General features: G+C 69.3%; 11 protein-coding genes and 1 pseudogene. 6 read left to right on the top strand and 6 right to left on the bottom strand.

Going from position 1 to position 14,884, the window contains the following annotated elements; genetic code table 11:
• Positions 1-121: 121 nt before the first annotated feature.
• Together ACPP3B_RS00615 and ACPP3B_RS00610 are read left to right on the top strand one after the other, a co-directional pair.
• A complete protein-coding gene (locus ACPP3B_RS00615; RefSeq protein WP_424859427.1) occupies positions 122-1,573 on the top strand; it encodes a circularly permuted type 2 ATP-grasp protein in 1,452 nt (483 codons plus the stop codon).
• 32 nt (positions 1,574-1,605) lie between these two features.
• On the top strand, positions 1,606-2,571 hold the full coding sequence (locus ACPP3B_RS00610; RefSeq protein ID WP_424859426.1) for an alpha-E domain-containing protein: 966 nt from the start codon (positions 1,606-1,608) through the stop codon (positions 2,569-2,571).
• On the opposite strand, the gene ACPP3B_RS00605 is transcribed toward ACPP3B_RS00610, so the two are convergent.
• The 6 genes and pseudogenes from ACPP3B_RS00605 to ACPP3B_RS00580 all read right to left on the bottom strand — a co-directional run bounded on the left by ACPP3B_RS00605 (position 2,537) and on the right by ACPP3B_RS00580 (position 10,740).
• Entirely contained in the window at positions 2,537-3,121 is a 585-nt protein-coding gene (locus ACPP3B_RS00605) for a DUF1850 domain-containing protein (protein ID WP_299021550.1), read from the bottom strand. The two genes, ACPP3B_RS00610 and ACPP3B_RS00605, sit on opposite strands and share 35 nt — an antisense overlap.
• On the bottom strand, positions 3,072-5,135 hold the full coding sequence (locus ACPP3B_RS00600; RefSeq protein WP_299021548.1) for a TRAP transporter permease: 2,064 nt from the start codon (positions 5,133-5,135) through the stop codon (positions 3,072-3,074). Before ACPP3B_RS00600 ends, ACPP3B_RS00605 begins: the two co-directional genes overlap by 50 nt.
• A gap of 36 nt (positions 5,136-5,171) precedes the next feature.
• A pseudogene (locus tag ACPP3B_RS00595) lies at positions 5,172-5,561 on the bottom strand (TAXI family TRAP transporter solute-binding subunit); the annotation flags it as partial.
• Between the two features lie 15 nt (positions 5,562-5,576).
• Positions 5,577-8,816: a lytic murein transglycosylase B gene (mltB, locus tag ACPP3B_RS00590; RefSeq protein ID WP_424859425.1), complete on the bottom strand. Its 3,240-nt coding sequence runs from the start codon at positions 8,814-8,816 to the stop codon at positions 5,577-5,579.
• Positions 8,807-9,811: a DUF58 domain-containing protein gene (locus ACPP3B_RS00585; protein WP_424859424.1), complete on the bottom strand. Its 1,005-nt coding sequence runs from the start codon at positions 9,809-9,811 to the stop codon at positions 8,807-8,809. Before ACPP3B_RS00585 ends, mltB begins: the two co-directional genes overlap by 10 nt.
• 5 nt (positions 9,812-9,816) lie before the next feature.
• A complete protein-coding gene (locus ACPP3B_RS00580; RefSeq protein WP_424859423.1) occupies positions 9,817-10,740 on the bottom strand; it encodes an AAA family ATPase in 924 nt (307 codons plus the stop codon).
• A gap of 54 nt (positions 10,741-10,794) precedes the next feature.
• On the opposite strand from ACPP3B_RS00580, the gene ACPP3B_RS00575 reads away from it, so the two are divergent.
• The 4 genes from ACPP3B_RS00575 (at position 10,795) to ACPP3B_RS00560 (ending at position 14,875) form a co-directional block, all read left to right on the top strand.
• Positions 10,795-11,745, top strand: coding sequence for a histone deacetylase family protein (locus tag ACPP3B_RS00575; protein WP_299020868.1), 951 nt, complete (start codon positions 10,795-10,797; stop codon positions 11,743-11,745).
• A 22-nt stretch (positions 11,746-11,767) separates the two neighbouring features.
• Positions 11,768-12,559 (top strand): enoyl-CoA hydratase, encoded by a 792-nt coding sequence (locus tag ACPP3B_RS00570; RefSeq protein WP_424859422.1) that lies wholly within the window; start codon positions 11,768-11,770, stop codon positions 12,557-12,559.
• Positions 12,560-12,614: 55 nt separating this feature from the next.
• Complete coding sequence (locus ACPP3B_RS00565; protein ID WP_424859421.1) at positions 12,615-13,952, top strand: mechanosensitive ion channel family protein; 1,338 nt, start codon at positions 12,615-12,617, stop codon at positions 13,950-13,952.
• 173 nt (positions 13,953-14,125) lie between these two features.
• Entirely contained in the window at positions 14,126-14,875 is a 750-nt protein-coding gene (locus ACPP3B_RS00560) for an electron transfer flavoprotein subunit beta/FixA family protein (RefSeq protein WP_299020864.1), read from the top strand.
• Positions 14,876-14,884: the final 9 nt, after the last annotated feature.

Here is a 14,884-nt window from a genome sequence, read left to right as displayed (position 1 = left end):
AATCAGCCGCGGCGCGCGCCGCACCGGGTCTGGCGCGGTTTTTGCTGCCGCCCCGGTGAGGTCGACCCCAAGTACGGATGAAAGAGAACCGACGGCACCCCATGCCCCGAGCGAGCCTGCGATGACGAGACTGTCCCCTGCCCCCGATGAAATGACGGCTGCCGACGGCAGCGTGCGCGCCCACTACGCCGCCTACGCCCGCTGGTTGCAGCAACAGCCGCCTGAGCGCATGGCTGCTCGCCGCGAGGAGGCGGAGATGATGTTTCGCCGCGTCGGCATCACGTTCGCCGTCTACGGCGACAAGGACGAAGACGGTGCGGGCACTGAGCGTCTGATCCCGTTCGACGTCATTCCACGCATCATTCCTGCGCACGAGTGGCAGCAGCTACAGCGCGGACTGGTGCAGCGCGTCACCGCCCTCAACCGGTTCCTCCACGACCTCTACCACGAGCAGGAGATTCTGCGCGCGGGCATCATCCCGCGCGAGCCCGTGCTGCACAACCCGCAGTTTCGCCCCGAAATGGTGGGGCTGGACGTGCCGGGCAGTGTGTATGCCCACATTGCGGGCATCGACGTGGTGCGTGCACCGTTACCGGGCGCAGCGGGCGAGGCGCAGTACATCGTGCTCGAAGACAACCTGCGCGTGCCCTCCGGCGTGAGCTACATGCTCGAAGACCGCAACATGATGATGCGACTGTTTCCCGAGCTGTTTCGCGAATACCGCGTCGCACCGGTGGCGCACTACCCCGACCTGTTGCTGGAGACCCTGCGCTCGGTTGCGCCCAGTCAGGTGGCCGACCCGACGGTCGTCGTCTTGACGCCGGGCATTTACAACAGCGCCTATTTCGAACATGCCTTTTTGGCGCAGCAGATGGGGGTCGAGCTGGTGGAAGGGCAGGACTTGTTCGTGCGCGACGGCCGCGTCTACATGCGCACCACCAGCGGGCCGCAGCCCGTCGATGTGATCTACCGGCGCATCGACGACGATTTTCTCGATCCGCTGGCGTTTCGCGCCGATTCGCAACTCGGCTGCGCGGGCCTGCTCGATGCCTACCGGCGCGGCCACGTGACGTTGTGCAACGCGATCGGCACCGGCGTGGCCGACGACAAGTCGATCTACCCCTATGTACCGCGCATGATCGAGTTCTACCTGGGCGAGCGCCCGATCCTGGCCAACGTGCCCACCTACCTGGGCCGCGAGGCCGATGACCTGGCCTACATGCTGGACCATCTGGAGGAGCTGGTGGTCAAGGAGGTGCATGGCGCGGGCGGCTACGGCATGTTGGTGGGACCGGCGGCGACGCGGGCCGAAATCGAGCAGTTTCGCGCCGCGATCCGGGCGCGCCCCGAGCACTACATCGCGCAGCCGACGCTGGCGCTGTCGACCTGCCCGACCTTTGTGGAGCAGGGCGTCGCCCCGCGTCACATCGATTTGCGGCCCTTCGTGCTGTCGGGCAAGACAGTGCAGATGGTGCCCGGCGGGCTGACGCGGGTGGCGTTGCGCGAGGGCTCGCTCGTCGTCAATTCGTCACAGGGCGGCGGTACGAAGGATACGTGGGTCCTGGAGACTTGATTCCGTCACCCTCAACGCCACCGGAGACTGTCATGCTGTCCCGCACCGCCGATCACCTGTTCTGGATGGCGCGCTACACCGAGCGCGCTGAAAATACCGCCCGCATGCTCGACGTGCACTACCAGACTTCGCTGCTGCCACAGTCCGACGCGGTGGCGCGGCAGGGCTGGGAGGGGTTGCTGCGCATCAGCGAGCTGATGCCGGCGTACCAGTATCAGTATGGCGAGGTCAGTGCGCGTGACGTGTTGCAGTTCATGGTGCGCGATGAATACAACCCATCGAGCATCTATTCGTGCCTGCGCGCGGCGCGTGAGAACGCGCGTGCCGTGCGTGGGGTGCTGACCACGGAGTTGTGGGAGGCGCACAACCAGACGTGGCTGGAGCTGCAGCGGCTGCTGAAAGCGGGCGAATTCGAACGTGATCCGGCGCGCTTCTTCGAGTGGGTGAAATTTCGCTCGCACGTCTCGCGCGGGGTCGCCTACGGCACCATGCTGCAGGACGAGGCGTTTCACTTCCTGCGCATGGGCACGTTTTTGGAGCGTGCCGACAACACGGCGCGCATGCTCGATGTCAAATTCCATGCCGCCCCTGCCGAGGCCGCGACGCCGGGTGCCGCCGCGGGCACGGACGCCACGCTCGATTTCTACCACTGGAGCAGCATTCTGCGCAGCGTCAGCGCGTTCGAGATCTACCGCAAGGTGTATCGCAGCGTGATCACGCCCGAGCGCGTCGCCGAGCTGTTGATTCTGCGCCCCGATATGCCGCGCAGCCTGAGCGCCTGCGTGGAAGAAGTCGTGCGCAATTTGGAGGCGGTGCGCAACGCCCAGTCGGCCGAGACCGAGCGCCACGCGGGGCGCTTGCGCGCCGAGTTGCGGTTTGCCCGCATCGACGAGATTCTGGCCAATGGGCTGCACGCGTTTCTGACGCAGTTTCTCGAGCGCATCAACGCCTTGGGCACGCGCATCAGCCAGACGTTTTTGTTGCCGGTGCCGGCGTGAGCGACACACCCGTCGCCGGGCAGACGCGCAAACGTACCACGCCCTCGGGCGGCGGCGTCTGCGGCAACCACGCGGTCAGTGGGCGGCAGTGCGCATCCAGGCAAAGCGTGTAGTCTGCGGCATGGGGCGAGCGCATCAGGCGCAGCGCCGACACGGGCAACGCGGGCGGCGCCCACTCGTAGCCGCCATCCCGCCACGTGGCGGGCGGGGCGGGCTCCATGCCGGCCCCCGAGCCCTGCACGCGCACCCAGCGCGGGCACAGCGCCCCGTGTGGCACGGGCGCGCACGGACCGTCGGTGTCGTCCGGGCCGACGAGGTCGTAGCGCTCCTCCCAGCGCGTGCGCTCGATGGTGTGCATCCAGGCCAGTGTGATCTGGCGCGCGGAATGCACCGCCTCGTGCGCGGTGGGCGGCGCGCCGTCGGTGTTCGGCGGCAAGGTGGCTGCGGAGGCCGCCCACAACAAGCACAGGGCCCAGCCGCCCGCCATCGGCACATCCGCGTCAGGAGCGGCCGGTCGCTCGCGCAGGCCGCCGGCGCTGGCGCCAGCCATGCCATACGAGCAACGCGACCGTGCCGGCCAGGCCAGCCTCGTCGGTGACCGGCAGCGCCGCCACCAGCAGGCTGGCCGCGCCGATCGCCCACAGGCGCTCCCACCAGGCCAGCGGCCCCCACAGGTGTCCGATCGCCCCCGCGCCCCAGAGTCCGATCGCCACCAGCGCCTTGAACACGATCCACGCCACCGCCCACACCGTCGGGTCGCCCTGCAGCATGAGTGCCGGGCTGTAGACCGCCATGTAGGGCACGATGAAGCCGGCGATGGCCACGCGCACCGCGTTGAGGCTGATGAGCAGGCCCCGCTCGCGCGCGATGGGCGCGGCTGCGAACGCCGCCAGCGCCACCGGGGGGGTCAGGTCGGCCATGATACCGAAATAGAAGACGAACATGTGCGACACGATCAGCGGCACGCCCAGCTCCAGCAGCACCGGCGCGGCCAGCGAACTGGTGATGATGTAGTTGGGGATGGTCGGGATCCCCATACCCAACACCAAGCACGTCAGCATGGTCAGCACCAGCGCCAGCAGCAGGTTGTCGCGCCCGATGGCGATCACGTGCCCGCCGATTTCCGCCGCCACGCCGGTGAGGTTGATGACCCCGATGATGACCCCGACCAACGCACAGGCGGCCGCCACCGGCAGCGCGTGGCGTGCGCCGTCGACCAGCGCCTGCAGGGCCAGCGCGCGCGCTTGCTGGCCGCAGCGCAGTGCGTAGGTCAGCGCCACCAGGGCGGCCGTGATCACGAAGAAGGCGCCGGCGCCAAAGCGGAAAAACCCGCTGCACGCCAGTGCCAGCAACACCCAGAACACGAAGCGCAGGGCGCGGCCACGCAGTCCCTGCATCACCGCCGCGCCAAAGATCAACACCACGGTCAGCGCCAGCCCGACCGTACCGGAAAACATCGGCGTGTAGCCTGAAAACAGCAGCACCACCAGCCCCAGCAGCGGCAGCAGCAGATACCAGCGCTCGCGTACCGCCGTCCACGGGTTGGGGCATTGCTCACGCGGCAGCCCCACCAACCCTTTGCGTCCGGCTTCCAGGTGCACCATCCAGAACACGGTGACGAAATACAGGATGGCGGGAATCAGCGCCGCCTGCACGATGGCCAAGTAGGGCACGTTGATGGTCTCGGCCATGATGAAGGCCACCGCGCCCATCACCGGCGGCATGATCTGGCCGCCCATGCTGGAAGTGGCCTCGACCCCGCCTGCGAATGCGGGGCTGTAGCCGAAGCGCTTCATGAGCGGAATGGTGAACTGCCCAGTCGTGACCACGTTGGCCACGCCTGAGCCGTTGATCGTGCCCATCAGGCCCGACGACAGCACGGCCACCTTGGCCGGGCCGCCGCGCGTGTGACCCACCGTGCCCATCGCAAAGTCGGTGAACAGGCGCACCATGCCCGCCTGTTCCAAAAACGCGCCAAACAGGATGAACAAAAAAATGTAGGTCGACGACACGTAGGTGGGCGTGCCGTAGATGCCCTCGGTGCCAAAGCCGAGCGTGGCGATGAGGATTTCCCAGTCGTAGCCACGGTGCGCCAGGGCGCCGGGCAGGTGCTGACCAAACGCCGCGTAGGCCAAAAAAACCGCGCAAATGATGGGCAGACCCCAGCCCATGACGCGGCGCGCCGCCTCGAACACGAGCGCGATGGCGGCGATGCCGACCCACCAGTCCCAGCCCTCGAGTTCGCCCGCGCGCTGGGTCAGGTCGGCCTCGAACACCCACTGGTACAAGCCGGTGCCAAAGCCGGCGACCCCGAGCACCCAACCCAGCGCACGCCCGGCCTGGGCCAGCCGCGGACCGCGACGCTGAAACGGCGGATACAGCAAAAAGATCAGCCACAGCACGAATCCGACGTGCAGGGCACGGATGACCTGGCTGGAGAGCGGGTGAAAGGCCGCCATCCAGAGCTGGAAGGCCGCAAACGCCAGCGCCACCCAGGTGGCGGGCGCGCGCCAGTCGGGCCCCGTGGCGCCGGACGGGGCCGGGTGAACCGGTTCGGCTTGCATGTATCGTGGTGGGGCGTCAGCGTGGGCCCACAGTGGTTACTTGATCAAGCCCACTTCGCGGTAGTAGCGCTCGGCCCCGGGGTGCAGCGGCACCGGCATGCCCTTGAGGGCGTTGTCGCGCTTGATGGCGCGCGCGGCGTTGTGCGCGGCGTACAGCGTGTCCAGGTTGTCATACATGGCCTTGGTCATGCGGTAGACCAAGTCCTCGGGCACGCCGCTGTGCGTGACCAAAAAGTTGGGGATGGCCGCCGTCGGTATGTCCGTCGTTTGGCCGGTGTAGGTGTTGGCGGGAATGACCGCAGGCTGGTACGCCGGGTCGCCCACCTTGGCCACGACTTCCGGGGGTACCGGGATGACGACGATCTTGATGGCCGTGGCCAGATCGCGGATGGAGGCCACGCCCAACCCGGCTGACTGCAGCGTGGCGTCGAGTTGGCGACCTCAGGGGAAACCCCGTGGCGGCGACGCCCGGGTGACATCCGGTGCAGGGGCGCCGACGGCGCGCGCCTGCTCGACGGCATGGCCCAGCGCCAGCACGGCCATCGCGTAATAGCTGCTCTGGTTGTAGCGGGTGATAGCGTAGAAATTATCGGTACCCAGCACATAGGTGGCGGGGGCGCCGCCACGCGTGGGGTCACCGTTTTGCAGCTCGACCAGCGCCAGCAACCCGTCGGTGTGCGCCTCAGCCTCGGGCGCGGGGCGCGCGCCCAGGGCGCGTAATTGGTCCAGCGTGAACGTGGGGCGGATGTCTGGGGCCAGCAGCGTGGCCAAATGCTCGCCATCGGCAGGGGGCGTGACGGCGTACGTCGGTGCCAGACCGGGCCGCCAACCGTGGGCGCGCAAAAAGCGGGCCACGGACGCGATGGCATCGGGGGCGCTGGCCGTCAGGTCCACGTGGCCATCGCCGTCGGCATCCACACCGTAGGCCAGCCAATTGCTGGGCATGAACTGCGGCAGCCCCATGGCGCCCGCGTAGCTGCTGCGCCACGCATCGGGGGCGGTGCCCTCCAGCCGCGCCAGCCGCAAGAAGGCGCGCAGCTCTTGCTGAAAGTACGCCTGGCGGGCGGCGGCGCGCGGGTGGGCGGCCGGGAAGTCCAGCGCCAGCGTGGTGAGCGCGTCGAGCGTGCGGTGCTGACCCAGGTGGCGGCCGTAGAGGGTCTCGACGCCAATGATGCCCACGATCAGCGCTGCCGGGACGCCGTATTCGGCTTCGGCGCGTGCCAGCGCAGCCTCGTGCGCCGACCAAAAGCGCACGCCGGCTTGGATGCGCGTCGGCTCGACGAAGCGCGCGCGGTAGGCAGCCCAATCTTTGAATGCGGCGGGTGGTGGGGGCAGGATCAAGCGCGTGACGCGCTCGTCACGCCGGGCGCGGGAGAGCCACCGCTGCGCCCAGCCGTCCGTCCAACCCTCGGCGGCGTCGATGGCCGCGGCCAGCGCTTGGGCATCGGTGCGCGCGGCATAGGTGGGGTCGGCAGGCGCGGGCGGGCGGGCCTGGCCCACGCTTGGGGTGCCGGCCCCGGCCAGCACGGTCAGTCCGGCCATGACGAGCAGGGTGCGCCGACGCAGGGCCGGCGCGTTGTCCGGCGCTGCCTTGGGTGGCAGGGGCAGTGTGGAGAGTCGGCGCGCGAGCGTTGGCAGATCGGGCATCGGGGGTCGGGAAGGCGTCGTCACGCGTGCATCGTAGCGCACCGCTTCCAGCGCCAGCAGCCATTCGGCCCAGGCGCGCCGCATGTCGGCATCGCTTTGCACGGTCGGGTGCTGTTCGATGCGGGCCAGCAGTCGGCGCGGGGTCAGCGGCGGCGGGCATGCTATCCCCGCGCGCGCCCAGCGCCGAGCGGCGCGCGCCAGCAGGTGCTGCCACGGGTCGCGGCGGGGCCGGTGCCACACGAGGGCCGCGGTGCCCAGCAGCGCCAGCGCGGCCAGCGCGATGCCCAGTGCGCGCGCGGCGTCGCGCCAGTCCGACGCGTCCAAGCCCAGCCGCCGCAGCATATCGAGCTGGCGCGTAGGGCCATAGTCCAATACCCAGTCGTTCCAGCGCTGGTTGGCGGCGTCCCAGACGGCGCGCAGCGTGGTCAGCAGCCGCGGGTCGAACCGGACCACCGCGGCCGCAACGGGGCCGGGCGGGGGGCTGAGCCGCTGTGCGGTGGTGGTGCGATCCGGGCTGACGTAGGCGGTGGGGTCGATACGCACCCAACCCTTGCCGGGCAGCCAGACCTCGGCCCAAGCATGGGCGTCGCTCTGGCGCACGGTCCACCGCCCGTCCAAGGGGTTGGGCTCACCACCCTGATAGCCGGTCACGATGCGCGCGGGGATGTCGAGCGCACGCATCGCGATCACGAACGCCGAGGCAATGTGCTCGCAAAAGCCCTCGCGCCGGTCGAACCAAAATTCGTCGGCCGTGTCGCGTCCGTAGGGGCCGGGCTCGAGCGTGTAGCGGTAGCCGCCATCGCGCAAGCGGCGCAGCACCGCGTCGACCAGCACGTGCGGCGGCGGCTCGCCCAAGTCGCGGCGCAGCTGCTGTGCCCAGGCCAGCGTGCGTGGGTTGTAGCCCGGCGGCAGCTCGCGGTCCACCTGCAGCGCCAGCCGCTGCGCGTTGGTGCCGCGCTGGTGCGCGGGGTAGGCGTGCCCCTCGTAGCGCAGCACGTCGGTGACGGGGCGCGCCAGCCACCACTGCCCATCCGGCGAGGATTGCGGCGTCAAACCCGCCAGACTACCGGCGGCGGCAGTGATCACCGGGGCGGTGGGCGTGGCGTCCAGCGTCAGCAGCCACGGGCGCAGACTGGGCTCCATCGTGACCTGATAGCGCACAGCCGACCCGAGCGGTGCGAAATCGCCTCCGGTGTCGTGCAACAGCAAGCCGACGGGCACATCGGTGGCGGCATCCGGGCCGTGCACCGGTCGCCAGCGTCGCCCGTCGAAGACCCGCAGCACCGGCCCCCGAAAATACAGCGCCTCGCGCGGCGGTGCGCCATCCGGAAACGCCACGCGCAGCGCCACCCGCTCGTCCAGCGCCAGCCGGGCCACGTCGCCGACCTGCATCTGGCCCGACAGACCGCTGCGCCCCAGGGCGGTGTCGGTGGGGATACCCCACAGCGGCGGCAGGCGCGGAAACAGCGCAAACAGCAGCGCCATGATGGGCGCCCCCAGCAGTGCCATGCCACCGGCCGTGCGTGCCGCCTGCGCCAGGGGCGGGCGGCCATGGGGGCGGTGGGCCAGCACCAGCCCCGTCAGCAGCCCCCACACCGCCAGCACGATGCCCAGCGCCATCGGCAGCGACTGCGATTGCAGCAGTGGCGTGAGCAAGGCGAAAAAGCCCAGGAAGAACACCACGAACGCATCGCGGCGCGCGCGCAGCTCCAGGGTCTTGAGGGCCAGCAGCACGACCACCAGCGTCACGCCGGGCTCCGGGCCCAGCAGCGTGCGGTGGGTGTAGACCGTCAAGCCCACGGCCACCGCTGTGAGCGCGAGCCGCCACGGCCAGCCCGGCAGCGCGCGCCCCCGCCAGGCCAGCCAGCCGCGCCAGGCCAGCACGCCAAAAGCCAGCGCGCTGGTCCACCCCGGCACGTGGCCGGCCTGCAGCACGACGATCCCGCCGATCACCGTGAGCAGAAACAGGGTGTCGCGGGCCTCGCGCGGCAGGGCAGCGAGGCGCGGAAACAGCGCCGACGGGGTCAGTGGCATGCCAGGGCCTCCAGGCAGCGGCGGCGGTGGGCAGGCCCATGGTCCGGCTCGATGACGATAGCGGCTAGCCGCAGGCCGTAGCGCCGACCCTCGGCGTCGGCGCGCAGCACCCAGGCCGCCAGGCGTGAGCGCCGGGCTTCCAGCGACCCCAGGCCGCAGCAGGCCTCGTCGAGCCAGAGGTCGGCGGATGGCGGGGTGGGCTCGGCGGCGCGCACCAGCCAGCCCGCTGGGTTGCCATCGGTGCGCGCCGCCTTCTTCCACAGCACGCGAGTGGCGGCGTCTCCAGTGCGGTACGGACGCACGGCCTGTGGTGTCGCGTCGCCCGTGGCGGTATGCCGGATGGGTAGCGCTACGGGCTGTAAAGGCGCCGGCGTGGACAGCGAGGCCGTGGGCAGCGCCGGGGCGTCGGGTTCCGGCGCGGGGTAGACCGTGACGCTGCCTGCGGGGCGCCACACGCTCCAGAAGCGGACGACGCCCAGCGGGTACAGGGATTCGACCCGCAGCGGCGGCAGCGCGTGCCGTCCGCGCGTGGGCAGCACCAGCGGCAGCTCGATCGCCGTGCGGTCGCCCGCGGCGACGTCGGTGCCGGCCGCTGCCGCGCCGGGCTGCAGCCACTGCAGCGACACCGCCCAGCGCGGGTGGCGCCCGGGTGCCTCCAGCCACACCCGGGCCGGGATGAGGCGCCCGGCCCACGCCTCGCCGTCGATCGAAACCTGCAGCCGCAGCCCGCGCAGGTTGCCATGCCCGACGTGCACGCTCGCGGCGATGCTGCCGGCCAGCAGAAATGTCAGGCCGTAGCCCAGGTTGAGTTGGTAGTTGATGCTGCCCACCAGCAACAGCAGTAGTGTCAGCCCCAGCATCCAGCCCGCCCGAGTGGGCCACAGATACAGGTTGCGGTGCGTCAGCACGTGCTGCGCGGTGACGGGCAGGCGGGCCAGCCACCAGGCGCGCCATCGCTGCCGCCAGCCGCTGTGGGGTTGGGAGGGGGCGGCCATCGGGCTCACGGCAAGGGCAGGGCCTGCACCAGCGCGTGCAGTTGGCCGGCCGCATCGCGCCCCGCGCCGCTGACGGGCACGAGTCGGTGTGCGGCCACCGGCACCAGCACGTCGATCACGTCGTCCGGCACCACGTAGCGGCGCCCCTGCAGCAGCGCGCGGGCGCGCGCGGCGCGCAACAGTGCCAAGCCCGCCCGGGGGCTGAGCCCGTGCACGAACCAGCGGCCGTCGCGCGTGGCCTCGAGCAGCGCCTGCACGTAGTCGAGCAGGGCGTCGCTGACCGTCACCGCCCCCGCGGCCTGCTGCAGTGCCCGCAGTCGGGTGCCATCGACCAGTGCCGGCAGCCGTTGCAGCATGTCGCGCCGGTCTTCGCCCGCCAACAGCGCACGCTCGGCGCGGCGGTTGGGGTAGCCGAGTGATAGCCGCATCAAAAACCGGTCGAGTTGCGATTCGGGCAGCGCGTGCGTGCCGATTTGCTCGAACGGGTTTTGCGTGGCGATGACGAAAAATGGCTCGGGCAGCGCGTGCGTGACGCCATCGACGCTGACCTGACGCTCTTCCATCGCCTCCAGCAACGCGCTTTGGGTGCGCGGGCTGGCGCGGTTGATCTCGTCGGCCAGCAGCACCTGGGCGAACAGCGGGCCCGGGTGAAAGACGAATTCTTGCCGCTGCCGGTCATAGACGGCCGCACCGGTGAGGTCGCTGGGCATCAAATCCGACGTGAACTGCACGCGCGCGAAGCGCAGCCCGAAGGTGCGCGCCAGCGCGTGCGCCAGCGTCGTTTTGCCCACGCCGGGCATGTCCTCGATGAGCAAGTGGCCACCTGCCAGCAAACACGTGACGGCGTCGCGCAGCACGTCGTCTTTACCCACGATGACCGTGGTAAGCTGATCGAGTAACGAGGCAATGAGGGGCCGGTTCGCATCCATGACTGCACGATACCGGAAAGCGTCACGCCGCGACGGCCCCGCGACAGACAAGCCATGAAACCGACCGGCTACTTCACGCACCCCCTCTGCGTCCGCCATGACATGGGGCCGGGGCACCCCGAGTGCCCGCAGCGCCTGGGCGCGATCGACGACCGCTTGCTCATCACCGGGGTGCTCGACGCGCTGGAGCAGCGAACCGCGACGCCGGCGGCGGTGGCCGAGTTGGAGCTGGCGCACGACCGGCTGCACATCGCCGCCATCCGCGGCCTGAGTGACGAGTTGCGCGAGCGCATTGCCGCCGGTGGGCCGTCGCACCTGTCGCTCGACCCCGATACCGCGCTCAACGTCCACACCTGGGAGGCGGCGCTGGCCGCGGCAGGGGCCGCGATCGACGCTACCGAGGCCGTGGTGGCCGGCGAGCTGGCCAACGCCTTTTGTGCCGTGCGCCCACCCGGGCACCACGCCTGCCGCAACCGCGCGATGGGCTTTTGCTTTTTCAACAATGTTGCCGTGGCGGCCAAATACGCGTTGCAGCGGCTGGGGCTGCAGCGGGTGGCCATCGTAGACTTCGACGTGCACCACGGCAACGGCACCGAGGACATCGTCGCGGGTGATGAGCGCATTCTAATGTGCAGCTTTTATCAGCACCCCTACTACCCCGAGTGGGACCACCGCGATGCGCCCAACCTGGTCAACGTGCCCGTGCCGGCCTACACCAAGGGCATGGACGTGCGCGAAATCGTCGAGATGATGTGGCTGCCTCGGCTGCAGGCGCACCGGCCGCAGCTGATCTTGATCAGCGCCGGGTTCGATGCGCACCGCGAGGACGACCTGGGTCAGCTCGCGTTGGTGGAGCAGGACTACGTCTGGATCACGCAGCGGCTGATGGAGGTGGCCAAGCGCCATGCCAAGGGCCGTATCGTCAGCGTGCTCGAAGGCGGCTATAACCTGAGTGCGCTGGCGCGCAGCGTCGAGGCACACGTGCGCACGCTGGCCGAGTTGTGATGGCTTTGCCGAGGAGACCCCCATGACGACCGATGCCCCCATCCTGTTGCACACCCGCGACGCGCGCGGCGTGCATACCCTCACACTCAACACGCCGCAATCGTTCAACGTGCTCAGCGAGGCGATGCTCGCCGCGCTGTCGGCCAAGCTGGACGACATCGCCGCCGACGAGGGCGCGCGCGTGCTCGTCATCGGCGCGGCGGGCAAGGCGTTTTGCGCCGGGCACAACCTCAAGGAAATGCGGGCTCGCCCGGAGCTTGCGTACTACCAGCAGCTCTTTGCCCAGTGCTCGCGCATGATGCTGCAGATCCAGCGCTTGCCGGTGCCGGTGATCGCCCGCGTGCAAGGGTTGGCGACGGCGGCGGGCTGCCAACTGGTGGCGCAGTGCGACTTGGCCGTGGCGGCGCAAGAGGCGCGCTTTGGCGTCAACGGCATCGACGTCGGGCTGTTTTGTGCCACGCCCAGCGTACCGCTGGTGCGCAACGTGCCGACCAAGGTGGCGATGGAGATGCTGCTCACGGGCGAGTTCATCAGCGCCGAGGAGGCGCGCCTGCGCGGGCTGGTCAACCGGGTGGTGCCAGCGGATGCGCTGGACGCCGAGATCGAGCGGCTGGTCAGCGCCATCCTGGCCAAGCCGCGCGCAGCCATTGCGATGGGCAAAGCGGTGTTCTACCAGCACCGCGAGACCGGCATCGAGGCCGCCTACCAACTGGCGGGCCAAACCATGGCTTGCAACATGATGCACGAGGTGGCCCAAGAAGGCGTGCAGGCCTTTATCGAAAAGCGTCCGCCCGCGTGGCGCGCGTCGGCCTGACGCGTCGCTGCCGACCGCCCTCCTTTTCAGCGTTGTTCGACCGACCGAGTCACCCATGAGCCGACCCCCCGCTCCCGCCCCGATCGACGACATCGGCGCCTGGTTGCAGACCTTTTTGCAGCCCGGCGCCCTGATCGAGCTGTCTGCGCTGGCCGTGTGTGTGGCGCTGAGCTGGGGCGTCGCGCGAGGCTTGAAACATGCGTTCAATCCCGACGCCGAGCGCTCGATTTGGTTTGGCCATCGCGGCATCGATGGGGTGCTGTTTCCGTTGCTATTGCTCGTGCTGGCGTATGCAGCGCGTGCGCTGACCGCGCTGTGGGCGCCGCCCGCGGTTTGGCGTGTCGCCGTTCCGGCGCTGCTGGCGCTGGTGATCATTCGCATCGGCGTCAAGGTGCTGGAAGTGGCGTTCCGCGGGGCGGCGTGGCTGCGCCCGGTGGAGCGCACCGTGTCGTGGTTGGCGTGGCTGGCGGCGGTGGCCTGGATCACGGGGTTGCTGCCGGTGGTGCTGGCCGAGCTGGACCAGATCACGTGGAAACTGGGCGGCACGACGATGTCGGTGCGCACCCTCATCGAGGGGGTGCTCAGCGCCGGCGCGGTGTTGATCGTGGCGTTGTGGATCTCGTCGGCCATCGAGGCACGGTTGCTGCAAGACGCGAGCGGCGAGTCGCTGTCGCTGCGCAAGGCCGCCAGCAATGCCACGCGCGCGCTGCTCCTGTTCGTCGGGTTGATGCTGGCGCTGTCCGCGGTCGGCATCGACCTGACGGCGCTGTCGGTGCTGGGCGGCGCGATCGGCGTGGGCATCGGCTTTGGCTTGCAAAAGCTCGCCGCCAACTACGTCAGCGGCTTCGTTATCCTGACCGAGCGCAGCCTGCGCATCGGCGACATGGTGCGGCTCGACACCTTCGAAGGGGTGGTGGCCGACATCAAGGCGCGCTACACCGTCATCCGCTCGGTGGGCGGGCGGGAATCGATCGTGCCCAACGAGCTGCTGCTGACGCAGCGCGTGGAAAACCTCTCGCTGTCCGACCCGAAGGTCTGGCAGTCCACGGTGGTCGGCGTGGCCTATGGCAGTGACGTCGAGCTGGTGCAGCGCCTGCTCGTGCAAGCCGCGCTGGAGCAGCCCCGCGTGTTGCGTGACCCGGCGCCGCTGGCGGCCCTGTCGGCCTTCGGTGCCGACGGGCTCGAGTTCACGCTGGGCTATTGGATCGCCGACCCCGAAAACGGCCAGCTCGGCCTGCGCTCGGCCATCAATCTGCGCATCCTGGCGCTGTTTCGCGAGCACGGGGTGGAAATCCCCTACCCGCAGAGGGTGTTGCATGTGCGCCCGACGGAGGGTGGCGCGGGGGCGGCCATGCCGGTGCTTGCCGCGGCTCCCCAGGCGCCCGGCCACTGACGGGTTTGTGACGCGCGGGTTGGGGGCTTGTGACGTCCGCGCGCTCCCCCTATAATGCACGAAAAACGAACGATCGTTCGTTTTTTCACGGGGTCCTCCCCGTACAATGCGAACGATTGACGTTGACGTAAACGTCAAGTCGGCGTCGTTCTCCACCACCCACAGGAGCCAGCATGAAGATTCTCGTCCCCGTCAAGCGCGTGGTCGACTACAACGTCAAGGTGCGCGTCAAAGCCGACGGCACTGGTGTCGACATTGCCAACGTCAAGATGAGCATGAACCCGTTCGACGAAATCGCCGTCGAGGAAGCCGTGCGCCTGAAGGAAAAGGGTGTGGCCACCGAGGTGGTGGCGGTGTCGTGCGGCGTGGCGCAATGCCAGGAGACGCTGCGCACCGCCATGGCCATCGGTGCCGACCGCGCCATCCTGGTCGAGACGGACGAGGAGCTGCAGCCGCTGGCAGTGGCCAAGATCCTCAAGGCCTTGGTGGACAAAGAGCAGCCGGGCCTGGTGATCCTGGGCAAGCAAGCCATCGACGACGACGCCAACCAGACCGGGCAGATGCTGGCGGCACTGGCGGATTGGCCACAGGCGACGTTTGCCTCCAAGGTCGAGGTGCAGGGTGAGGCGGTGGAGGTCACGCGCGAGGTCGACGGCGGACTGGAGGTGTTGCGGCTGACGCTGCCGGCCATCGTCACCACCGACTTGCGCCTCAACGAGCCGCGCTACGTCACGCTGCCCAACATCATGAAGGCCAAGAAAAAGCCGCTGGAGACCGTCAAGCCCGCCGATCTGGGCGTGGACGTGACGCCGCGCCTGAAGACCCTGAAGGTTGCCGAGCCACCCAAGCGCAGCGCGGGCATCAAGGTGCCGGACGTTGCCACGCTGGTGGACAAGCTCAAGAACGAAGCCAAGGTCATCTGAGGAAAGGAC

The sequence above is a fragment of the Tepidimonas sp. HKU77 genome, assembly GCF_049728535.1.
Lineage (GTDB): Bacteria > Pseudomonadota > Gammaproteobacteria > Burkholderiales > Burkholderiaceae_C > Tepidimonas.
Note: the sequence above shows the minus strand (reverse complement) of the source record. Positions and strands in the feature narration are given on the sequence as shown.